This is a genomic window from Streptomyces sp. NBC_00569, from assembly GCF_036345255.1.
GTDB lineage: Bacteria > Actinomycetota > Actinomycetes > Streptomycetales > Streptomycetaceae > Streptomyces.
This window is the reverse complement of record NZ_CP107783.1, coordinates 3,756,755-3,777,569: the sequence shown is the minus strand read 5'-3', so window position 1 is coordinate 3,777,569 and position 20,815 is coordinate 3,756,755. Positions and strand designations below refer to the sequence as shown.

Genomic DNA, 20,815 nt, shown 5'->3' with positions numbered 1-20,815 from the left:
GAACAAGGCAGAACAAGGCAGTGCGGGGCGGTACGGGGTGGAACTGCGAAGCCGGGCACAACTGGGCACATCTGGGCACAACAGGTCGTGCTGCAGTTCACGAACGGGACCCGCCAGTTCGGCTGTGGGACAGCTGTGCGAGGCCGAGGGAAGAGTGGCAGCAGAGAGCGTTGTCTGTCAGGAGCGCGTCATTATGTTGGCCGGAAACGGTCCGTTGCCCGGAGGTTCACGTTCGATATACGGAGCTGTCGCCCGGGCGCGGAGGGGCCGGGTCCGGGCCGCGCCTCAGCCGACCACGCTCTCCCGCCAGGCACGATGCAGATCGGCGAACGCTCCTGTACCGCAGATCAGTTGGTCCGGTGTGCCGTCCTCGGCGATCCGCCCGTGTTCCATGACCAGAACGCGATCGGCGATCTCCACCGTCGACAGCCGGTGCGCGATGACGACCGCGGTACGGCCGCGCAGCACCGTGTGCATCGCGCGCTGCACCGCCCGCTCGCCGGGGATGTCCAGGGAGCTCGTCGCCTCGTCGAGGATCAGGACCGCGGGGTCGGCGAGCAGCGCGCGTGCGAACGCGACCAGCTGTCGCTGCCCGGCCGAAATTCGACCCCCGCGTTTGCGCACATCCGTGTCGTAGCCGTCCGGGAGCGCCGTGATGAAGTCGTGCGCGCCGATCGCCTTCGCCGCGCGCTCGATCTCCTCGCGGCTCGCCTCGGGCCGGCCGATCGCGATGTTCTCGGCGACCGTGCCGGAGAACAGGAACGCCTCCTGCGTCACCATCACCACGCCCCGCCGCAGCTCGGCCGTGCCCAGGTCGCGCAGGTCCACGCCGTCGAGCAGGACCCGGCCCGCCGAGGGGTCGTAGAAGCGGGCCAGGAGCTTGGCCAGCGTCGACTTCCCGGCGCCCGTGGAGCCGACCACGGCGACCGTCTGTCCCGCGGGCAGCGTGAGGTCGAAGCGGGGGAGCACCTCGCCGCCGGTGCGGTAGCCGAACGAGACCTGGTCGAAGACGACCTCGCGGCCGGGACGGTCGCCGGCGAGCTCGGGAAGACCGCGCGGCGACGACGGCTCCGGCACGGTCGGCGTCTGGTGCAGCAGCCCCGCGATCTTCCGCAGCGAAGCGGCCGCGGACTCGTAGGAGTTGAGGAACATCGCGAGCCGGTCGATGGGGTCGTACAGACGGCGGATGAACAGCACGGCGGCCGCCAGGACGCCCAGCTCGAGCGTGCCGTCGGCGACACGGTAGGCGCCCCACAGGACCATTCCGGCCACCGCGGTGTTCGCGAGGAGGCGGGAGCCGACGACGTAGCGCGCCATCTCGAGCAGCGCGTCACCGTTGACCCGCTCGTGACGGTGGTTCAGCCCGGCGAAGTCCGCGTCGTTGGCGCGCTCGCGGCGGAAGGCGCGCACCGGCCTGATCCCGTTCATCGTCTCGGCGAACTTCACGATGACGCGCGCGATCGCCGACGACCGCTCCGCGTACACCCTGGCCGCGCGCCGCCGGTACAGCTGGATGAGAACGGCGAGCGGCAGGAACGACAGGGCGGCCACGGCTCCGATGCCGACGTCGAGCCAGAGCAGCATCGCCGTGATGTACACGGAGGCCAGGATGATGTTGATGAGCTCCTGGAGCCCCTCGGCGAGCAGCTCGCGCAGGGACTCGACGTCCGTCGTCGCGCGGGAGATGAGCCGCCCGGACGTGTAGCGGTCGTGGAAGTCGACGCTGAGGGCCTGCGCGTGCCGGAAGATCCGGCCGCGCAGATCGAGCAGCACGTTCTGGTTCACCCGCGCCGACACCTGCACGAACGCGAACTGGAAGAGGCTGGAGCAGGACGCCGCCAGGAGATAGCCGACCGCCACCGCGATCAGCGGGCCGTGGTCGTCGGTGCGGAAGGCGGGCACCGCGCTGTCGATGGCGTACGCGACGAGCAGCGGCCCCGCCTGCACGGCGGCCTGCTGGAGCAGCAGGCACAGCACGGCCAGCCACACCGTGCGCCGGCTCGGCGCGAGCAGGGAGCGCAGCAACGCGCCGGTCGCGCCCTTGGGGGTGGGCAGGTCGTCCTGGTCGAAGGGGTCGCCGGGGGAGGAGAGCCGCAGTTCCCCGCCGTCCTCGGCGGCCGGATCCTGCGGCGTACGGTCCGGCTTCGTGGTCGTGGTCATCGCGTGCCCTTCCCCTCCGGCCCGTGCGGCCCGTCGTCTTCCCTCTCCAGGTCCGCACCGGACATGAGATGCCGGTACTCCGCGTTCGCGCGCAGCAGTTCCTGGTGCGTGCCCACGGCGGTGATCCGCCCGCCCGACAGGAGGGCGACGCGGTCGGCGAGCAGCACCGTCGACGGCCGGTGCGCGACGACGAGTGCCGTGCTCGCGGCGAGCACCTCCCGCAGGGCCGCCTCCACCAGGGCCTCCGTGTGCACGTCGAGCGCGGACAGCGGGTCGTCGAGCACGAGGAAGCGCGGGCTCCCCACGACCGCGCGGGCGAGCGCGAGCCGCTGCCGCTGCCCGCCGGAGAGGCTGAGCCCCTGCTCGCCGACCTGCGTACCGGCCGCGTCCGGCAGCGCCTTCACGAACCCGGCCTGTGCGACACCGAGCGCCCGGTCGAGCTGCGCTGTGTCCGCTTCGACCGCACCCATCAGCACGTTCTCCGCGACGGAGGCCGAGAACAGCGTCGGCTCCTCGAAGGCCACGGAGACGAGGGTGCGCAACTCCTCGCGCTCCATGGATCCGATGTCCCGCCCGTCGAGCGTGATCCGCCCGCCGGTGAGCTCGTGCAGCCGGGGCACGAGCGCGGTCAGGGTCGTCTTGCCGCTGCCGGTCGCCCCGACGAGCGCCATCGTCTCCCCGGACCGCACATGCAGATCGATCCGCTCCAGGACGGGCTCGGACGCGTCGGGGGCGTCCGGGTACCGGAAGCGGACCGCCTCGAACCGCAGCCCGCCCGCACCGTCCTGCGTCACGGAGGCGCCCGCCGCCGCGACGCCCTCGCTCTCCTCCGGCTCGTCCATGACCTCGAAGAACCGCCGGGTCGCCGTCGCCGCCTCCTGGCTCATGGCGAGCAGGAACCCGATCGAGTCGATCGGCCAGCGCAGCGCGAGGGCCGTGGACAGGAAGGCCACCAGCGTTCCCGCGGACAGCTTCCCGTCCGCGACCTGCACGGACCCGAGCACCAGCGCGGCCCCGAGCGCCATCTCCGGCAGCAGCGTGATGACGCCGAGGATCCCCGCTAGCAGCCGCGCCTTGGTGAGCTCCGTCCCGCGCAGCGTGCGCGACAGGTCCCGGAAGGCCCGCGCCTGGCTGCGGTGCCGCCCGAACCCCTTGATGATCCGGATCCCGAGAACGGACTCCTCGACCACCGTGGTCAGATCCCCGACCTGGTCCTGGGCGCGGCGCGCGGCCGACGCGTACTTCGACTCGAAGCGGTAGCAGAGCACCATCAGCGGCAGCGCGGGCGCCAGCAGGACGAGGCCGAGCCCCCAGTCCTGCGCGATGAGCAGCACGAACCCGGCGACGATCGTCACGCCGTTGACGATCAGGAACGTCAGCGGAAAGGCCAGGAACATGCGTACGACCATGAGGTCGGTCGTGCCGCGTGACAGCAACTGGCCCGAGGCCCACCGGTCGTGGAACGCGACGGGCAGCCGCTGGAGATGGCGGAACAGATCCCCCCGCATGGCCGCCTCGACGCTCGCCAGCGGCCGCGCCACCAGCCACCGTCTCAGCCCGAAGAGCAGTGCCTCGGTGACCCCGAGGGCCAGCAGCATGCCGGCGCCCAGCCACACCCCGCCCGGGTCGTGGTCCGTGACCGGCCCGTCCACGATCCACTTCAGGACGATGGGGAAGACGAGTGACAGACAGGAGGCGACCACGGCGACCGCCGCCGCCCCCGCCCAGCGGGCCCGCACCGGCCGTACGTACGGCCACAGGCGCAGCAGCGTGCGCACGGCGGACTGTTCCGCCGCCGGGACGAGTCGGTCGGGGTCCGTGGCCGGTGCATGTGTTGTGGGCATCAGGAGTGAGACTACGGATCGGCACTGACAACGCCCACCGGGTTTCCGGCGAACCCGCCCCGCGCCACGACCCGCCCCGCAGGGGGTCGTAGCGCCGTATCAACCGATCGGCTGATGCCCTTTCGAGCGCGATGGGCGATGCCGCCGAGGGGGCCGCGCCGGGATTCTCGGAGCATGACGACGACACACAGCGCAGTACGGGGCGACAGGCCCCTGATCGAGGTCGCCGGGCTCCGCAAGGTCTACGCAGGGCGGGCCGTCGTCGACGACCTCTCGTTCACCGTCGGGGAGGGCGAGATCTTCGGCATCCTCGGCCCGAACGGCGCCGGCAAGACGACCGCGGTCGAATGCGTCGAGGGGCTGCGCGTCCCCGACGCCGGCCGCGTCCGCGTCGCGGGCCTGGACCCCGTCGCCGACCACGACCGCGTCACCGAGATCCTCGGCGCCCAGCTCCAGGAGAGTGAACTCCAGGCGAAACTCACCGTCCGCGAGGCGCTCGAACTGTACGCGGCGTTCTACCCGAACCCGGCCGACTGGCGGCCCCTGGCCGAGCGCCTGCGCCTCACGGACAAGCTCGGCACCCGGTTCGCGAAGCTCAGCGGCGGCCAGAAGCAGCGCCTGTTCATCGCGCTCGCCCTGATCGGGAACCCGCGGGTCGTCGTCCTCGACGAGCTGACCACCGGGCTCGACCCGCGCGCCCGTCGCGACACCTGGCAGCTCATCGAGGACGTCCGCGACAGCGGCGTCACCGTCCTGCTCGTCACGCACTTCATGGAGGAGGCACAGCGCCTCTGCGACCGGATCGCCGTGATCGACAAGGGCAGGATCGCCGCGCTCGACACCCCGGCCGGCCTCATCAGCCGGGCCGCGGGGTCCACCGTCATGTCGTTCACGCCGTCCGCGCCCCTCGGCGAGGAGGCGCTGCGGGGCCTGCCCGCGCTCGCGTCCGTGGAGCACCGGGACGGCCGCGTCACCCTGGGCGGCACCGACGAGACGGTCAACGCCGTCATCACGCTGCTCGCCCGCCACCACATCACGGCCCACCAACTCCGCGTGTCCGACGCCACGTTGGACGACGCGTTCCTGGACCTGACGGGAGCCACCCAGTCATGAGCACCACCACCGCCACCCTTGTCCGTGGCCGCGGAGCCCACTCCGCCGTCCTCAGGAGCGAGGTCAGCCTCTTCCTGCGCGAACCCGGCAGCCTCTTCGGAGTCATGGTCTTCCCGCCGGCGCTGCTCGTGATCCTCGGCTCCATCCCCGCGTTCCGGGAGGCCGACTCGGGTCCGGCCGGACTGCGCCTCATCGACGCGTACGTCCCCATCACCGTGCTGCTCCCGATGATCGTCGCGGGCCTGCAGGCGATGGCGCCGGTCATCGCCGGCTACCGGGAGCGTGGCATCCTGCGCCGCATGTCGACCACGCCGGTGCAGCCGCCCGCGCTGCTCGGCGCGCAGATGACCATCCACGGTGTCGCCGCGCTCGCCTCGTCGCTGCTCTCGCTCGCCATCGGGCGGCTCGCGTTCGACGTGAAGCTGCCGCAGCAGGCCTTCGGGTATCTGCTCGCCCTGCTGCTGTCCGTCGTCGTCGCCCTGTCGCTCGGCGCGCTGGTCTCCGCCCGCGCCCGCACGGCGAAGATCGCGAGCGCCATCGGCTCCACCGTGTTCTTCCCGAGCATGTTCTGCGCCGGGGTGTGGCTGCCCGTGCAGTCGATGCCCACGGCACTGGCGAACATCGTCGAGCTCACGCCGTTCGGAGCCGCGGCCCAGGCCATGAACCAGGCCGCGGCGGGTGACTGGCCGTCCTGGTCCCACCTGGCCGTGCTCGCCGCGTGGGCCGTGGTCCTGACCGCCGCGTCCGCCCGCTGGTTCCGCTGGGAGTGAGCGTGTGCCAGGTGCGGCCCGTGCAGACTGGAGCCATGGAGATGCAGGGCACAGCAGCGATGGACACCACCATCCGGCAGCGGTGGGCCACCTTCCACCGCTACGGCCCCTACGCCCTGCTGGCCTTCAGCGTCCCCTTGGTCCTGGCGACGTCGGACATCGCCGGCATGGGCCGGGATCGGTTCCAGTGGTACCTCGCCGGCGTCCTCGTCGCGGCGGCCCTGCTCCTGGAGAGCGTGTGGGGCAGGAGGGCGCTGCGCCACCCCGGCCCCTCCGCGACGGGCGCCGGCTACTACACGGTGCGCTGGGCCATCGCCTTCGTCCTGGCCTGGCTCAACCCGTTCTTCGTGTTCTACGCCGTCATCGGCTACTTCAGCGCCGACCGGCTGCTGCCGCGCCGGTTCGTGCGCACCGGACTGTTCGCCACGGCCGTCGTCATGGCCGGCTCCGAGGCCGGCGGGTTCCCGCCGAAGGGTCCGCTCACCTGGGCCGTCTTCGGTGCGCTGCTCGCCGTGAACATGGGTCTCGTCTCCGTCATGATGCACATCAACGTCAAGGAGGAGGAGCGCAACCGCGTCCAGGCCGAGACCATCGCCGAACTGGAGCGCACGAACAAGGCCCTCCAGGACGCCATGAGCGAGAACGCCGCCCTGCACACCCAACTCCTCGTCCAGGCAAGGGAAGCCGGTGTCGCCGACGAGCGCCGCCGGCTCGCCGCCGAGATCCACGACACCATCGCGCAGGGCCTGACCGGGATCATCGCCCAGCTCCAGGTCGTCGCGGGCACCACCGACCCGGAACAGGCCCGCCAGCACCTCGACCGCGCCGCCGACCTCGCCCGGCACAGCCTCGGAGAGGCCCGCCGCTCCGTGCACAACCTCTCCCCGGCGGCCCTGGAGAACGCCTCCCTGTCCGAGGCGCTGAAGAAGACCGTCACGGAGTGGTCCCGGCGCACCGGCGTACGCGCCGAGTTCACCGTCACCGGCACCACCGAGCAGCTGCACGACGAGATCGAGGCGACCTTGCTGCGCATCGCCGAGGAGGCCCTGTCGAACGCCGCCCGGCACGCCCACGCCGGACGGCTCGGCGTGACGCTCTCCTACATGGCGGGCGAGGTCACCCTCGACGTACGCGACGACGGCCGCGGCTTCGACCCCCTGGAGCTGCCCGCCCGCACCGGCACCGGCGGGTTCGGCCTGGACGGGATGCGGGCCAGGGCCGAACGCATCGCGGGCGCACTGACGGTGGAGTCGGAGCCCGGCGGCGGCACGGCCGTCTCGGCTCGCGTACCGTTGGTCCGCCATGACCAGTGACTCCCTCATCTCCCTGCTGATCGTCGACGACCACCCCGTCGTACGGGACGGCCTGCGCGGCATGTTCGAGTCGGCCGGCGACTTCACGGTCCTCGGCGAGGCGTCGAACGGCGTCGAGGCCGTCGAACTGACCGCCCGCCTCGACCCGGACGTCGTCCTCATGGACCTGCGCATGCCCGGCGGGAACGGCGTCGACGCCATCAAGGAACTCGCCCGCCGCGGTGCCCGCTCCCGCGTCCTCGTCCTGACCACGTACGACACGGACTCGGACACGCTGCCCGCGATCGAGGCGGGCGCCACCGGCTACCTCCTCAAGGACGCCCCGCGCGAGGAGCTGTTCACGGCCGTACGCGCCGCCGCCGACGGCCGCACCGTGCTGTCCCCGGCGGTCGCCTCCCGCCTGGTCACCGCGGTCCGCACCCCGGCCGCCCCCGCCGGCGAACCCCTCTCGGCCCGGGAGCGCGAGGTCCTCGCCCTGGTCGCCAAGGGCACGTCGAACAAGGAGATCGCCCGCGTCCTGTTCATCAGCGAGGCGACGGTGAAGACCCATCTCACCCATGTCTACGGCAAGTTGGGCGTGAAGGACCGCGCGGCGGCGGTCGCCGTGGCGTACGACCGGAAGATCCTCGGCTAGCGGTTCAGCCCTCCCCGTCCGAGGGGAGCGCCCGCAGCAGCAGGACCGTGCGCCCCGGCACGGTGATGGCCGCCCCCGCCGCGTGCGTCACCGCCGGTGCGTCCTGCTGCTCCTCCAGTGACGTGTCCACCACGACCTCGTACGCACGTGCCCACGGTCCGCCGGGCAGGACACAGCTCACCGGCCGGTCCCCGGCGTGCAGGACCGCGAGGAAGCTGTCGTCCGTGACGGGCGTGCCCAGTGCGTCGCGGCCCGGGATGTCGCGCCCGGAGAGGTACATCCCGAGCGTGGCCGCGGGCGCGTACCAGTCCCGCTCCGTCATCTCCGTGCCGCCGGCCGTGAACCACGCGAGGTCCCGCAGCCCGTCCGCCGAGTGCGCGCGCCCCGAGAAGAACGCGCGCCGCCGCAGCACCGGATGCGCGTGCCGCAGGGCGATCAGCCGCGACGTGAGGTCGAACAGGGCCCGCCAGCCCGGCTCTTCGAGGAGTGACCAGTCCACCCAGCTGATCTCGTTGTCCTGGCAGTACGCGTTGTTGTTGCCGCGCTGTGTGCGCCCGAGCTCGTCACCGGCGACGAGCATCGGCACCCCGGTGGACAGCAGCAGCGTCGTCACCAGATTTCTCAACTGCCGCCTGCGCAGGGCGAGCACGCCCTCGTCCGCGGTCTCGCCCTCCGCGCCGCAGTTCCAGGCCCGGTTGTCGTCGGTGCCGTCGCGGTTGCCCTCGCCGTTGGCCTCGTTGTGCTTGCGGCCGTACGACACGAGGTCGCGCAGCGTGAACCCGTCGTGGGCGGTGACGAAGTTGACCGACGCGTACGGGCGGCGCCCGCCCCACGCGTACAGGTCGCTCGAGCCGGACAGGCGGTAGCCCAGGTCCCGCACATCGGGCAGGGCGCCGCGCCAGAAGTCCCGTACGGCATTGCGGTAGCGGTCGTTCCATTCGGTCCACAGCGGTGGGAAGGCGCCGACCTGGTAGCCGCCCGAGCCCACGTCCCAGGGCTCCGCGATCAGCTTCACCCGCCGCAGGACCGGGTCCTGCGCTATCACCGCGAGGAACGGCGACAGCATGTCCACGTCGTGCATCGAGCGGGCGAGCGCCGCCGCCAGGTCGAAGCGGAAGCCGTCCACGCCCATCTCCGTCACCCAGTAGCGCAGGGAGTCGGTGAGCAGGCGCAGCACGTGCGGCTGCACGACGTGCAGGGTGTTGCCGCAGCCCGTGTAGTCCGCGTACCGGCGCGCGTCGCCCTGGAGGCGGTAGTAGCCGCGATTGTCGATGCCCTTCAGGGACAGCGTCGGGCCGAGCTCGCCCGCCTCCGCCGTGTGGTTGTAGACCACGTCCAGGATGACCTCGATGCCGGCCTCGTGCAGCGCCCGCACCATCCGCCGGAACTCGCCGACCTGCTGCCCGCCCGTCCCCGACGCCGCGTACGCCGCGTGCGGGGCGAAGTAGCCGATCGAGTTGTAGCCCCAGTAGTTGCGCAGGCCCCGCCTGAGCAGGTGGTCCTCATGGGCGAACTGGTGCACGGGAAGCAGCTCGACCGCCGTCACACCCAGCTTCACCAGATGCTCCACGGCCGCGGGATGCGCGAGCCCCGCGTACGTCCCCCGCAGCTCCTCGGGGATCCCCGGGTGCCGCTGGGTGAACCCCTTCACATGCAGCTCGTAGATCACCGAGTCCGCCCACGGCGTCTTCGGCCGCCGGTCGTCGGCCCACTCGTCGTCGGGTGCGTCGTCGTGCACGACCACCCCCTTGGGGACGTACGGTGCCGAGTCCCGCTCGTCGCGCACGGTGTCGGCCACATGCTGCTCGGGCCAGTCGCGCACATGGCCGTAGACCTCGGGCGGCAGCACGAACTCCCCGTCCACGGCCCGCGCGTACGGGTCGAGGAGCAGCTTCGCCGGGTTCCAGCGTGCGCCCGTCCACGGGTCCCAGCGGCCGTGCACCCGGAACCCGTACCGCTGCCCCGGCAGCACGTCCGGTACGAAGCCGTGCCAGATCTCGTGCGTCAGCTCGGTCAGCGGGGCGCGCCGCTCGCGGCCCGCGTCGTCGAAGAGGCAGAGGTCGACCGACTCCGCGCCGCCCGCCCAGAGCGCGAAGTTGGTGCCCGCAGTGCCGTCCGGCCCGACCCGGAAGCGCGCGCCCAGCGGGGTCGGGGCGCCCGGCCACACGGGCTCGACGGGCGGCGGCCTCTCTCTCGTGCGGCGGCCCTTCCGCTCGGTCGCGGAGCGCGCCTGCGGAATCCCCGCGGGCCGTTCCACCAGGGCATCCTGTGGTGCCTCCTGCTCGGGTGCGCTCGCCACCTGTCATGCCTCCCGCGGCTCGGTCGGGCCGGCGCCACCGGCAGGGGAAGGGCGTGCGGCGTCCCGGCCGCGGCTCCCCGTCGCGTCGTCCTCCCCAGTGTTCTGCCCAGAGCTTGGGTCGCACTCACGTTTCCCCGGCGGGGTGACGGTCGTTGATCGAGTGTGAAAACAGCTGTGAGACACGCAGGGGCCACGCTGGCCGCCGTGCTGACCTGGGCGGTGGTGCTGACCGGGGTCACCGGATGCACCGCCGCGGGAGATCTGTTCGGCAAGTCGCGGTCCCCCGAGGAAGCGATCAAGGTCGTCCCGGCCAACGGGACCAAGAACGTAGCGGCCGACCGGTCGATCGAGGTGACGGTGCCGGACGGGCACCTGGAATCGGTCAAGGTCGTGAAGCTCCAGGACGGAGAGGAGGTCCCGGTCAAGGGCCGGATCGACGACGACGGCACGCGATGGCGGCCGACCGGCGAACGGCGGCTCTCGCAAGCCGCCAAGTACACCGTGGACGTGGTCGCGCGCGACGAGGACAAACATCGCTCGGCCCGCCACACCACCTTCACCACGGCCGTCCCCGCCAAGCGGTTCGTCGGCTACCTCACGCCGGAGGACCGGTCCACCGTCGGCACCGGCATGATCGTTTCGCTCGAGTTCAACAGGGCCATCGAGAACCGGGCCGCCGTCCAGCGCGCCATCCACGTCACGGCGAAGCCCGCCGTGGACATCGCCCCGCACTGGTTCGGCAAGTCCCGCCTCGACTTCCGGCCGCGCGACTACTGGAAGCCGGGCACGGAGGTCACCGTCGACCTGGGGCTGCGCGACGTGGAGTCGGCCCCCGGTGTGTACGGCGTGCAGCACAAGAAGATCGGCTTCACCATCGGTCGCAGCCAGATCAGCGTGGTGGACGCGGACGACGACACCATGGAGGTACGCCGCGACGGCGAACTCCTGGACACCATCCCCATCACCGCCGGGACGACCAAGACCCCCACGTACAACGGGAAGATGGTCGTCAGCGAGATGCTCGAGATGACCCGGATGGACAGCCGCACCGTCGGGTTCGGCGGCGAGTACAACGTCCCCGACGTGCCGCACGCCATCCGGCTGACGAAGTCCGGAACGTTCCTGCACGGCAACTACTGGACATCGGACGCCTTCGGCAACCGCAACATCAGCCACGGCTGCATCGGGCTGGCCGATGACAGGGGCGGCAGCTCGGATTCGCCCGCGGGTTGGTTCTTCGACCGCACCCTCGTCGGCGACGTCATCGAAGTGGTCAACAGCAAGGACAAGGTGGTCGCACCCGACAACGGCCTCGGCGGCTGGAACATGAACTGGAAGGACTGGAAGGCGGGCGCGGTCACGCACTGAACCCCGCGAGGGCCGGCCCGGCCCATGCCTCACCCCACGCCCCGTCAAAGCCGGTCCAGTTGGGACTGAACGGTGACATACCTGGGGATCCATAACTGCAGGTCGTGTGGTTATCTGTCGCAGTGCGCGCTAGGACGCGCTGGGGTGCGGGCCTGACCGGCCTTGCGCGAGGGGAGACAAGATCGTGAACGGGCGACGACCGATATCGGGGGCTCTGCTGGGGGCCGCTCTGCTGCTGGCCACGGCTTGCGGCGGAGGGGGCGGCGGCTCCGGTGCGGGGAGTGACGGCAAGGGCGGCGACTCGGGGAAGGCGGACACCAACAAGCCGTCCCAGGCCGTCGTCACCATCGCCCCGAAGGACGGCGCGGACGGCGTGGCCACCAGCGGAGACCTCCGGATCACCGCCGACAAGGGCAAGTTGACCGAGGTGAAGGTCGCCGACACCAAGGGCAACCCGGTCGAGGGAAAGATCGTGGACGGCGGTGCCGGCTGGACGCCCGCCCACCACCTGGCCGCCTCCACCAAGTACAAGGTGCACGCGGTCGCCAAGGACTCCGAGGGCCGCGCGTCCGCGAAGGACGTCGCGTTCACGACGCTGGTCCCGAAGAACACGTTCATCGGCCAGTTCACGCCGGAGGACGGTTCGAAGGTCGGCGTCGGCATGCCGTTCTCGGTCCACTTCACACGGGGCATCACGCACCCGGAGGACGTGGAGAAGGCCATCGAGATCACGACGGAGCCGTCCGTGCCGGTCGAGGGCCACTGGTTCGGCAACGACCGCCTCGACTTCCGCCCCGAGAAGTACTGGGCCGCGGGCACCGAGGTGACCGTCAAGCTCAACCTCGACGGCGTCGAGGGCCGGCCGGGCGTCTACGGCAAGCAGGCCAAGACCGTGAAGTTCACGATCGGCCGCAGCCAGGTCTCCACGGTCGACGCCAAGACGCACATGATGACCGTGAAGCGCGACGGCAAGACGATCAAGAAGGTCCCGATCACCACGGGCAAGCCGGGCTACTCCACGTGGAACGGCCAGATGGTCATCAGCGAGAAGCTCACCGTGACCCGTATGAACGGCGAAACGGTGGGCTACGGCGGCGAGTACGACATCAAGGACGTGCCGCACGCGATGCGCCTGACGACGTCCGGCACGTTCATCCACGGCAACTACTGGGGCGGCGGCGCCTTCGGCAACTACAACGCCAGCCACGGCTGCGTGGGCCTGCGCGACGTGCGCGGCGGCTACGACAGCAAGGTGCCCGCGGCCTGGTTCTTCAACAGCTCGATGATCGGTGACGTCGTCGAGGTGAAGAACTCGCAGGACCGGACGGTGGCCCCGGACAACGGCTTCAACGGCTGGAACATGTCCTGGGAGAAGTGGAAGGCCTGACCCCCTTCCGCCCTTGAGCGAAGAGGCCCGGCGCACTGTGACCAAGTGCACCGGGCCTCTCCCGTTAACGCGCACTAACCTGCTGTCCATGACTGCCTACCTCGAAGTCGCCGAAGGCGTCGGCACGATCCGGCTCGACCGGCCGCCGATGAACGCTCTGGACATCGCCACCCAGGACCGCATCAAGGAGCTCGCCGAGGAGGCCTCGCGCCGCGACGACGTGCGCGCCGTGGTCGTCCGCGGCAGCGACAAGGCGTTCGCCGCCGGCGCGGACATCAAAGAGATGCAGGCCATGGACCACGCGGCCATGATCGTGCGCTCCCGCGCCCTGCAGGACTCGTTCACGGCCGTCGCGCGCATCCCCAAGCCGGTCGTCGCCGCGGTCACCGGCTACGCGCTCGGCGGCGGCTGCGAGCTCGCGCTGTGCGCCGACTTCCGCATCGCCGCCGACGACGCCCGGCTGGGCCAGCCCGAGATCCTGCTCGGCCTGATCCCCGGCGCCGGTGGCACGCAGCGCCTCGCGCGCCTGGTCGGTCCCTCCAAGGCGAAGGACCTCATCTTCACCGGCCGTCACGTGAAGGCCGAAGAGGCCCTCGCCATCGGCCTGGTGGACCGGGTCGTGCCCGCCGCGGAGGTCTACGAGCAGGCGCACGCCTGGGCCGCGAAGCTGGCGCAGGGGCCGGCGCTCGCGCTGCGCGCCGCGAAGGAGTCCATCGACGTGGGCCTGGAGACGGACATCGACACCGGTCTCGCCGTCGAGCGGAACTGGTTCGCGGGCCTGTTCGCCACCGAGGACCGCGAGCGCGGCATGCGGAGCTTCGTCGAAGAGGGTCCGGGCAAGGCCAAGTTCCTCTAGCCGGTGTGCCGGTGAGCCCGGTGCCGGGCTCACCGGCCGCGCGAGAGGCTCGTGTCAACTTCCCCCGATCCGCTTGCAGTTGACGGGATGTCTCACCGCCGTCCCTCGTTGGGGCGGTTTATCGCAGCCTTAAGTGAACCTTAAGGCCGTTCGGGTCGCAGAGGTCGGTGATCGGGTCGAATCGCGCGATCGCCGCAGCTCATCAGGGGTGCGGCAAGGGTCTAACTGCCAGTGGCATATGCCAAACCAGCCCCCCGGAACGGAAGGTTCCGGGGGGCTTATTCGGCAGGAACGGCCCCGGAACGCGCGCTGGGCAGCCATGATGGGGGGCATGGCGGGGCTGGAGGGTATCGAACAGCCGCGGAGGCACGGGAGTGCGACCGCGGCGCGCTGGTCGCCTGCGGTCGAGGACGAACGGGCTCTGAAGGCACTGGAGTTGTTCGGGAATCCGGCCGAGGCGGAGGTGCCGCTGCCGTCGCGGCCCGAGTCGGCGGCGACCGCGCGCAGGCTCGCCCAGGTGGTCGTCCTGCGGCACTGGGGGCTCTCCCCGAAGATGACCGAGGATGTCGTGCTGCTCGTCTCCGAGCTCGTCGGCAACGCGGTGCGGCACACGGGGGCCAGGATCTTCGGGTTACGGATGGTCCGCAGGCGCGGCTGGATCAGGGTCGAGGTGCGGGATCCCTCGCGCGGCCTCCCCTGTCTGATGCCCGTCCACGAACTCGACATCAGCGGGCGCGGACTCTGTCTGGTCGACAAGCTCTCCGACCGCTGGGGCGTGGATCTGCTGCCGCGCGGCAAGACCACCTGGTTCGAGATGCGGGTCGCCGACCGCTGAGTGCGGGGCCCGGCGGCAGTGCGACACCGGGGCGTCCGGGGGTACACGAAAGCCCCCGTTTTCGCCTTGTGGGGCGCCGCGGGGGCTTTCGTGGAGCGCCGTGGAAGGTGGGGGGTGTTATCCACGGCCGCTGTCGACGACCGAGCCCGGGTCAATGGGGGTCGTGATCCCGACTATGGCAGACCTCGGCCCGCGAGACCAAATGAATCCTCGGTGATGTGAACCACGGGCCTGGCAAATGAAGATTTATTAATGACCGCGTCCAGTAATTGTTAAGACCCTCGGGTCGGTAAGTCCCTTTTGTGCCGGATTGGCCTTCAATGAGGCAGGTGACCACGACCGACCGCCGCGGAGCCCTTCGCTTCGGCGCCGGACTCACCGCCGCCGCCCTCACCACCGGCTGCTCCACCGCCGCCCGCGACCCGGTGGTCGCCGGGCACTCCGCGAGCCCGGCCCGCCCCGCGCGCGCCGCCCCGGCGGCCCCGGGCCCCCGCCGATTCCCCGGGCAGCCCGCCCAGATCGATCACGGCCCCCGCAACCGCCCCCGCGTCGCCCTCACCTTCCACGGCCAGGGCGACCCGGCGATCGCGTACGCCCTCCTCAAGGAGGCCGAGCGGGCCCACGCCAGGGTGACGGTCCTGGCCGTGGGCACCTGGCTCGACGAGCACCCCGCCGTGGCCCGGCGCATCCTCGACGGCGGCCACGACCTGGGCAACCACACCCTGAACCACCGTGACATCAACACGATGTCCGAGGCCCGGGCGCGAGCGGAGATCACCGGCTGCGCCGACCGCATCCGCCGGCTCACCGGCTCCATCGGCACCTGGTTCCGGCCCTCGCGCACCCAGCAGGCGACCCCGCTCGTCGTGAGCCTGGCCGCCGCCGCCGGTTACCCGCACGTCCTGTCGTACGACGTCGACTCCCTCGACTTCACCTCGCCGGGCGCCGCCGAGGTGACCCGCAAAGTCACCTCGCAGATCCGCGAAGGCTCGGTCGTGAGCCTGCACTTCGGTTACGCGGACACGGTCGCCGCGCTGCCCGCCCTCCTGGAAGACCTCGACCGCCGTGGCCTGGCCGCGGTGACCACCACGGAGCTGCTGACATGACACCGCGCCGCACCACCGCAGCACTGATCGCCGCCACCGTTCTCGGGGCCCTCGCGGGCTGCAGCTCCGAGCCCAAGGCGCACCGGGCCGCCGAGGCGATCGGTACGCAAGGGGTGAAGGCCGTCGAGCCGAAGCCGAAGCCGGTCGACCGGGGCCTGCCCGGCATGCCGCCCGTCCTCGACCCCAAGGACCTCTACGCGGCCGACCGTCCCGACAAGCTGTCGCCGGTCGTCAAGGACTTCCCGTCCCGCGTCTACGTGCCCAACACCGAGTCCGACACCGTCTCCGTCATCGACCCCAGGACGTACAAGGTCATCGAGACGATCCCCGTCGGCCGCCAGCCGCAGCACGTCGTGCCGTCCTGGGACATGAAGACGCTGTGGGTCAACAACGACAAGGGCAACACGCTGACGCCCATCGACCCGAAGACCGGCAAGGTCGGCAGGACGGTGGACGTGCACGACCCGTACAACCTCTACTTCACGCCCGACGGCAAGTACTCCATCGTGATGGCCTCGCTCGACCGTGAGCTGGTCTTCCGCGACGCGCACACCATGAAGACGGTCAAGACCGTGCCCGTCAGCTGCTACGGCGTCAACCACGCCGACTTCTCGGCCGACGGCCGGTACTTCATCGTCTCCTGCGAGTTCAGCGGCGAACTCCTCAAGGTCGACACCGCGAAGATGAAGGTCGTCGGCCAGGAGCGGCTGCCCTTCAAGGGCGCGATGCCGCAGGACGTCAAGATCTCCCCGGACGGCAAGACGTTCTACATCGCCGACATGGTCGCCAACGGCATGTGGGTCCTGGACGGCAAGAACTTCACGACCCCTGAACTCCTGCCCACCGGCAAGGGCACCCACGGGCTCTACGTCAGCCGGGACTCCCGCGAGATGTACATCTCCAACCGCGGCGAGGGCACCATCTCCATCTTCGACTTCGCGAAGAAGAAGCTGACCGACAAGTGGAGGCTGCCCGACGGCGGCAGCCCCGACATGGGCGGCGTCTCCTCCGACGGCAAGGTCCTCTGGCTGTCCGGCCGCTACGACTCCGAGGTGTACGCCATCGACACGCGTACGGGGAAGCAGATCGCCCGCATCCCCGTCGGGGACGGCCCGCACGGCCTGGCCGTGTATCCGCAGCCCGGCCGCTACTCGCTCGGCCACACCGGCATCTTCCGCTAGGGCGTCCCGTTCGGATCGAGCTGGGCTCGCGGGGGTCCGGCCCGACCCGAGCGAAAGACCCTGGAACCCGCCGCTACCGGGGCGCGGTGAACAGCGCCTCCGCGCCGACGGGACGATATCCGGCCGCCTGGAACGCCCGCACACTGCGGGCGTTCCCGGGGGACTGCTGGGACCACACGGGTCCGCCGTCCGGGACCAGATGCCGGGCGGACACCGCGAGAAGGCGGCCGAGGCCCCGGTGGCGCGCCTCCTCGTCGACCTCGATCGCCGTCTCCCAGCGGCCCGCGACGCCGCGCCCGAGGACCAGCACCCCGCCGTCCGCCGCCCACATCCGCACGTCGTCGCGGCGCAGCCGCGCCCGCGCCACCCGCGGATGCTCCGGGTCCGCGATCTCCTTCAGGGCCACCGGCGGCCCGCCCGGCAGCGCCGGAGCCACCGTGAGCAGGTCCGTCGTGTCATGACGGCGCCCGGTGCGCTCCATGAGGGCGCCGAGGAACCGCGGATTCATCGTCGCCGCCAGCGGATCGCAGTCCAGGCCGCGCAGCGTCTCGTGCACCCACCCGGGGTCCTCGTCGGTGAACACCACCGAGTGGGCGGTGAAGGACAGCACACCCGCGTCCCGGTGATCCGCCTGCGGCACCACCGTCGTGCCCCCGTCCGGCGGGGGGAAGACCCCTCGCGCCGCGGCGTCCAGAATGTTCCGCACCGTGCCTGGCATGGCGTTCCCCTCGGCTCGCTTGAGTCTCCACCCACTGGAAGGCCCAGACTCCTCGACATGATCGACGACGGCCCGCGGCTGCTCACCATCGGGCAGCTGTCCCGGCGCACCGGCCTGTCGGTGCGCACCATCCGCTACTGGTCCGACGTGGGCGCCCTGCCGCCCGTCGGGCGCAGCCCGGGCGGCTACCGACTGTACGACGCGCAGTCCCTCGCCCGGCTCGAACTCATCCGCACCCTGCGGGAGTTGGGCCTCGGCCTGGACGACGTACGCAGCGTGGTGGACGGGGAGTCGGACATCGCGTCCGTGGCCGCCGCGCACGTGGCGGCGCTGGACGCGCAGATCCGCTCGCTGCGGCTGAACCGGGCCGTCCTTTCGACCGTCGCGAAGAGGAACTCGAACGCAGAGGAGATGGCCCTGATGAACAAGCTGGCGCGGCTGAGCGCCGCCGAGCGCAAGCAGATCATCGACGACTTCATGGAGCAGACCTTCGGCGGCCTGGACGCCGCAGACCCGGACATCCGCACCCGGATGCGGGTCATGGTCCCCGACCTGCCGGACGACCCGACGACCGAGCAGGTCGACGCGTGGGTGGAGCTGGCCGAGCTGATGCAGGACCCGGGCTTCCGGGCGCACATGCGCAGCATGATCGAGTTCAACGCCGCCGACCGGGGGCCCGACGTGCCGCCGGGCAGCTCCCTGTGGTTCATGAGCCGCCTGGTGCAGCTCGCCGGGGAGGCACGGGAGCGCGGCGTCGCGCCCGAGTCGCCCGAGGCGGAGGAGGTGCTGCGGGGGCTGCTCGGCGCCGGCGCCGACCTGGCCGCCGTACTGGAGCGCATGGAGGCCGCGGCCAACGCAGACGTGGCCCGTTTCCGTGACCTGGTGTCCCTGGTGCGGGGCCTGGAGACGCTGCCCCGGCACAACGAGGAGTTCGCGTGGGTGGTCGCCGCACTGCGCGCTCGTACCGCCCGTTAATCTGACCTCCGTCAGTGTTACAGCAAGAAGGGGTGGACCCGGTGGCGGACATCGAGGAAGCACGCAAGGCGTTCCAGCGGTTCGACGCGGACGGCGACGGCTTCATCACGGCGGCCGAGTACAAGAGCGCGATGGCTCAGATGGGCGACTTCAACGTCACCGAGTCGGTCGCCGAGGCGCTCATCGCCCGGCAGGACGCCAACGGGGACAAGGTCCTCTCGTTCGACGAGTTCTGGGCGAACCTGAACAAGGCCTGAGCGCCGATACCCCGGCTCCAGCGTCTTCGAGGGGGGCGCCCGCCGGACTCCCGGCGGGCGCCCCCTGCGCTTCGTGCCGCGTTGCTACCGCGCCGCCACCGCCCGGTTCACGGCCGCCAGGACGGCCTGGACCGACGCCACCAGCGGCGAGGGGTCGCGGCCCGCGCCCCATGCCGTCACGCCGTCGGCCCGGCACTGCGCGTACGCCGTCGCCTCCTCGCCGTGCGCGTCCTCGGTGAAGTCGACGATGTCGACGCCGACCCCGGCCGCCGCGAGCGCGTCCACGAAGGCGGACAGGGTCCCGCCGCCCCGCCCCTCGAAGTCGCCCGCGCGGTCGCCCACTTGGAGGGTGCACACGAACCGGTGCGCCTGCCCCTCGCCGTCCGTCGACCACGCCGTCAGGGACACGTGCCCGGCGCCGCGCCCCGGCCCCAGGTAGGTCGAGCGGAACAGCTCGTACAGGTCCTTGGGGGTCGCCTCGTGCCCGCTGTCGTCCGTGGCCTCCTGGACCACCCGCGCGAACTCGGGCCGCATCCGCGCCGGCAGGTCGACGCCGTGGTGCGTGGCGAGCAGATACGCCATTCCGCCCTTGCCCGACTGTGAGTTGACGCGGATCACGGCCTCGTAGCTGCGGCCCACGTCCGCAGGGTCGATCGGCAGGTACGGCACGTCCCAGCGGGCCTCCTGCGCCGGGACCCCGGCCGCCGCTGCCGCCGCCGCGTGATGGGCGAGGCCCTTGCTGATCGCGTCCTGGTGGGTCCCGGAGAAGGCCGTGTAGACGAGGTCGCCCCCGTAGGGGTGGCGGGGATGCACGGGCAGCCGGTTGCAGTGCTCGACCACCTCCCGTACGGCGTCGATGTCGGAGAAGTCGACCATCGGGTCGACGCCCTGCGCGTACAGGTTCATGGCCAGGGTGACCAGGTCGACGTTGCCGGTGCGCTCACCGTTGCCGAAGAGGCAGCCCTCGACGCGCTGGGCGCCCGCGAGGACCGCGAGTTCGGCGCAGGCGACGCCCGTGCCGCGGTCGTTGTGCGGATGCACGGAGAGGATCACGGCGTCGCGGCGGGACAGGTTCCTGTGCATGTACTCGATCTGGTCGGCGTACACGTTCGGCGTCGCGATCTCGACCGTCGCCGGGAGGTTGTGCGTGACCGGCCGGTCGGGGCTCGCGTCCCACAGCTCGGTCAGGCCGTCGCAGATCTCCAGGACGAAGTCCGGCTCCGTGAGGTTGAAGGTCTCCGGGGCGAACTGGAAGCGGATGTGAGCGCCGGGCCGGGCGTCCGCGAGGCGCGCCATGTGCGCGGCGGCGTCCCGCACCGTCTCCCACACCTGCGCGCGGTCACGGCCGAGCACGACGTCGCGCCAGACGCGGGAGGTCGGGATGTACAGATGGACGACCGCGCGCGGCAGGCCCTCGATCGAGGCGAAGGTGCGCTCGATCAGATCGCGCCGCGCGGGCGTGAAGACGACGGGCGTGACGTCGTCGGGGACGGCTCCCGACGTCACCAGGTGGCGTACGAAGTCGAAGTCGGTGCGGCTCGCCGACGGGTAGCCGACCTCGATCTCCTTGAAGCCCGTGCGGACGAGCAGGTCGAAGAAGCGGCGCTTGCGGCCGGTGTCCATCGGTTCGGCCAGCGCCTGGTTGCCGTCGCGCAGGTCGACGGGGACCCACAGGGGCGCCCGCTCGATCCGGGCGCCCGGCCAGGTCCGCTCCCGCACGGGGACGTCGACGCGTTCGTGGTGCGGGCGGTAGCGGTGGTACGGCATGGGGCCCGGCTGCTGCGGGTTCCAGTCATGGGTGGTGGTCATGGGGTGACGTGTCCTTCGGCTCGGTCGGACGACGACCGGCAGCACGGCATCCCGCGGCGGGGTGCCGGTCGTGTCAGGCCCCGCCGCGGCAGCCGAGAAGAAGGAGACCGCGGAAGATCACGAGCAGTAGGCTAGTCACAGCTCAGGTCCTCAGACAAGTTGTTTGAGGAAAAGGAAAGGGTCCGGTGCG

General features: G+C 71.3%; 17 protein-coding genes. 12 read left to right on the top strand and 5 right to left on the bottom strand.

Annotation, left to right across the window (positions count from 1 at the left end):
* Positions 1–285 precede the first annotated feature (285 nt).
* The gene (locus OHO83_RS16805; RefSeq protein WP_266674327.1) at positions 286–2,160 is read right to left on the bottom strand and encodes an ABC transporter ATP-binding protein; all 1,875 of its coding nucleotides are present in this window, start codon (positions 2,158–2,160) and stop codon (positions 286–288) included.
* Positions 2,157–4,004, bottom strand: a complete 1,848-nt coding sequence (locus OHO83_RS16800; protein ID WP_266674329.1) for an ABC transporter ATP-binding protein — start codon at positions 4,002–4,004, stop codon at positions 2,157–2,159. Before OHO83_RS16800 ends, OHO83_RS16805 begins: the two co-directional genes overlap by 4 nt.
* Positions 4,005–4,178: 174 nt before the next feature.
* Between OHO83_RS16800 and OHO83_RS16795 the strand changes: the two genes are divergently transcribed.
* The 4 genes from OHO83_RS16795 to OHO83_RS16780 are packed head-to-tail and all read left to right on the top strand — an operon-like array spanning position 4,179 to position 7,834.
* Complete coding sequence (locus tag OHO83_RS16795; RefSeq protein WP_266674331.1) at positions 4,179–5,117, top strand: ABC transporter ATP-binding protein; 939 nt, start codon at positions 4,179–4,181, stop codon at positions 5,115–5,117.
* Positions 5,114–5,887, top strand: coding sequence for an ABC transporter permease (locus OHO83_RS16790; protein WP_266674333.1), 774 nt, complete (start codon positions 5,114–5,116; stop codon positions 5,885–5,887). The genes OHO83_RS16795 and OHO83_RS16790 overlap by 4 nt, the downstream gene beginning before the upstream one ends.
* Before the next feature lie 35 nt (positions 5,888–5,922).
* Positions 5,923–7,200, top strand: a complete 1,278-nt coding sequence (locus OHO83_RS16785) for a sensor histidine kinase (protein WP_266676636.1) — start codon at positions 5,923–5,925, stop codon at positions 7,198–7,200.
* On the top strand, positions 7,190–7,834 hold the full coding sequence (locus tag OHO83_RS16780; RefSeq protein ID WP_266674335.1) for a response regulator: 645 nt from the start codon (positions 7,190–7,192) through the stop codon (positions 7,832–7,834). The genes OHO83_RS16785 and OHO83_RS16780 overlap by 11 nt, the downstream gene beginning before the upstream one ends.
* 4 nt (positions 7,835–7,838) lie before the next feature.
* Here OHO83_RS16780 and glgX read toward each other — a convergent pair whose 3' ends face one another.
* Positions 7,839–10,133 (bottom strand): glycogen debranching protein GlgX, encoded by a 2,295-nt coding sequence (gene glgX / locus OHO83_RS16775; protein ID WP_266674337.1) that lies wholly within the window; start codon positions 10,131–10,133, stop codon positions 7,839–7,841.
* Between the two features lie 174 nt (positions 10,134–10,307).
* Here glgX and OHO83_RS16770 point away from each other — a divergent pair, with 174 nt between their 5' ends.
* From OHO83_RS16770 to OHO83_RS16745, 6 genes are all read left to right on the top strand, one after another.
* The gene (locus OHO83_RS16770) at positions 10,308–11,501 is read left to right on the top strand and encodes a L,D-transpeptidase (RefSeq protein WP_266674339.1); all 1,194 of its coding nucleotides are present in this window, start codon (positions 10,308–10,310) and stop codon (positions 11,499–11,501) included.
* 184 nt (positions 11,502–11,685) lie between these two features.
* Entirely contained in the window at positions 11,686–12,888 is a 1,203-nt protein-coding gene (locus tag OHO83_RS16765) for a L,D-transpeptidase (protein ID WP_266674341.1), read from the top strand.
* A gap of 88 nt (positions 12,889–12,976) precedes the next feature.
* The gene (locus OHO83_RS16760; RefSeq protein WP_116509701.1) at positions 12,977–13,744 is read left to right on the top strand and encodes an enoyl-CoA hydratase/isomerase family protein; all 768 of its coding nucleotides are present in this window, start codon (positions 12,977–12,979) and stop codon (positions 13,742–13,744) included.
* 331 nt (positions 13,745–14,075) lie between these two features.
* Entirely contained in the window at positions 14,076–14,579 is a 504-nt protein-coding gene (locus tag OHO83_RS16755) for an ATP-binding protein (RefSeq protein WP_165914622.1), read from the top strand.
* 320 nt (positions 14,580–14,899) lie between these two features.
* Entirely contained in the window at positions 14,900–15,685 is a 786-nt protein-coding gene (locus OHO83_RS16750) for a polysaccharide deacetylase family protein (protein WP_266674344.1), read from the top strand.
* Complete coding sequence (locus OHO83_RS16745; protein ID WP_266674346.1) at positions 15,682–16,866, top strand: YVTN family beta-propeller repeat protein; 1,185 nt, start codon at positions 15,682–15,684, stop codon at positions 16,864–16,866. Before OHO83_RS16750 ends, OHO83_RS16745 begins: the two co-directional genes overlap by 4 nt.
* 73 nt (positions 16,867–16,939) lie before the next feature.
* Here the strand turns inward: OHO83_RS16745 and OHO83_RS16740 are convergent, their stop codons facing one another.
* Positions 16,940–17,584, bottom strand: a complete 645-nt coding sequence (locus OHO83_RS16740; RefSeq protein ID WP_266674348.1) for a GNAT family N-acetyltransferase — start codon at positions 17,582–17,584, stop codon at positions 16,940–16,942.
* Positions 17,585–17,641: 57 nt separating this feature from the next.
* Between OHO83_RS16740 and OHO83_RS16735 the strand changes: the two genes are divergently transcribed.
* Positions 17,642–18,559, top strand: coding sequence for a helix-turn-helix domain-containing protein (locus tag OHO83_RS16735; protein WP_266674350.1), 918 nt, complete (start codon positions 17,642–17,644; stop codon positions 18,557–18,559).
* A 41-nt stretch (positions 18,560–18,600) separates the two neighbouring features.
* Positions 18,601–18,816 carry an EF-hand domain-containing protein gene (locus OHO83_RS16730; protein WP_127831077.1) on the top strand — a complete coding sequence of 72 codons (216 nt, stop codon included), beginning with the start codon at positions 18,601–18,603 and terminating at the stop codon, positions 18,814–18,816.
* An 84-nt stretch (positions 18,817–18,900) separates the two neighbouring features.
* Here OHO83_RS16730 and leuA read toward each other — a convergent pair whose 3' ends face one another.
* Entirely contained in the window at positions 18,901–20,625 is a 1,725-nt protein-coding gene (gene leuA, locus OHO83_RS16725) for a 2-isopropylmalate synthase (RefSeq protein ID WP_266674353.1), read from the bottom strand.
* Between the last annotated feature and the right edge of the window lie 190 nt (positions 20,626–20,815).

Bases quoted from the DNA above. Each gene is read 5' to 3' on its own strand.
- OHO83_RS16755 (WP_165914622.1), top strand. From the start codon at position 14,076: ATGGCGGGGCTGGAGGGTATCGAACAGCCGCGGAGGCACGGGAGTGCG.
- OHO83_RS16795 (WP_266674331.1), top strand. From the start codon at position 4,179: ATGACGACGACACACAGCGCAGTACGGGGCGACAGGCCCCTGATCGAG.
- OHO83_RS16805 (WP_266674327.1), bottom strand. From the start codon at position 2,160: ATGACCACGACCACGAAGCCGGACCGTACGCCGCAGGATCCGGCCGCC.
- OHO83_RS16740 (WP_266674348.1), bottom strand. From the start codon at position 17,584: ATGCCAGGCACGGTGCGGAACATTCTGGACGCCGCGGCGCGAGGGGTC.
- OHO83_RS16790 (WP_266674333.1), top strand. From the start codon at position 5,114: ATGAGCACCACCACCGCCACCCTTGTCCGTGGCCGCGGAGCCCACTCC.
- OHO83_RS16780 (WP_266674335.1), top strand. From the start codon at position 7,190: ATGACCAGTGACTCCCTCATCTCCCTGCTGATCGTCGACGACCACCCC.
- OHO83_RS16800 (WP_266674329.1), bottom strand. From the start codon at position 4,004: ATGCCCACAACACATGCACCGGCCACGGACCCCGACCGACTCGTCCCG.
- leuA (WP_266674353.1), bottom strand. From the start codon at position 20,625: ATGACCACCACCCATGACTGGAACCCGCAGCAGCCGGGCCCCATGCCG.
- OHO83_RS16785 (WP_266676636.1), top strand. From the start codon at position 5,923: ATGGAGATGCAGGGCACAGCAGCGATGGACACCACCATCCGGCAGCGG.
- OHO83_RS16760 (WP_116509701.1), top strand. From the start codon at position 12,977: ATGACTGCCTACCTCGAAGTCGCCGAAGGCGTCGGCACGATCCGGCTC.
- OHO83_RS16745 (WP_266674346.1), top strand. From the start codon at position 15,682: ATGACACCGCGCCGCACCACCGCAGCACTGATCGCCGCCACCGTTCTC.
- OHO83_RS16750 (WP_266674344.1), top strand. From the start codon at position 14,900: ATGAGGCAGGTGACCACGACCGACCGCCGCGGAGCCCTTCGCTTCGGC.
- OHO83_RS16735 (WP_266674350.1), top strand. From the start codon at position 17,642: ATGATCGACGACGGCCCGCGGCTGCTCACCATCGGGCAGCTGTCCCGG.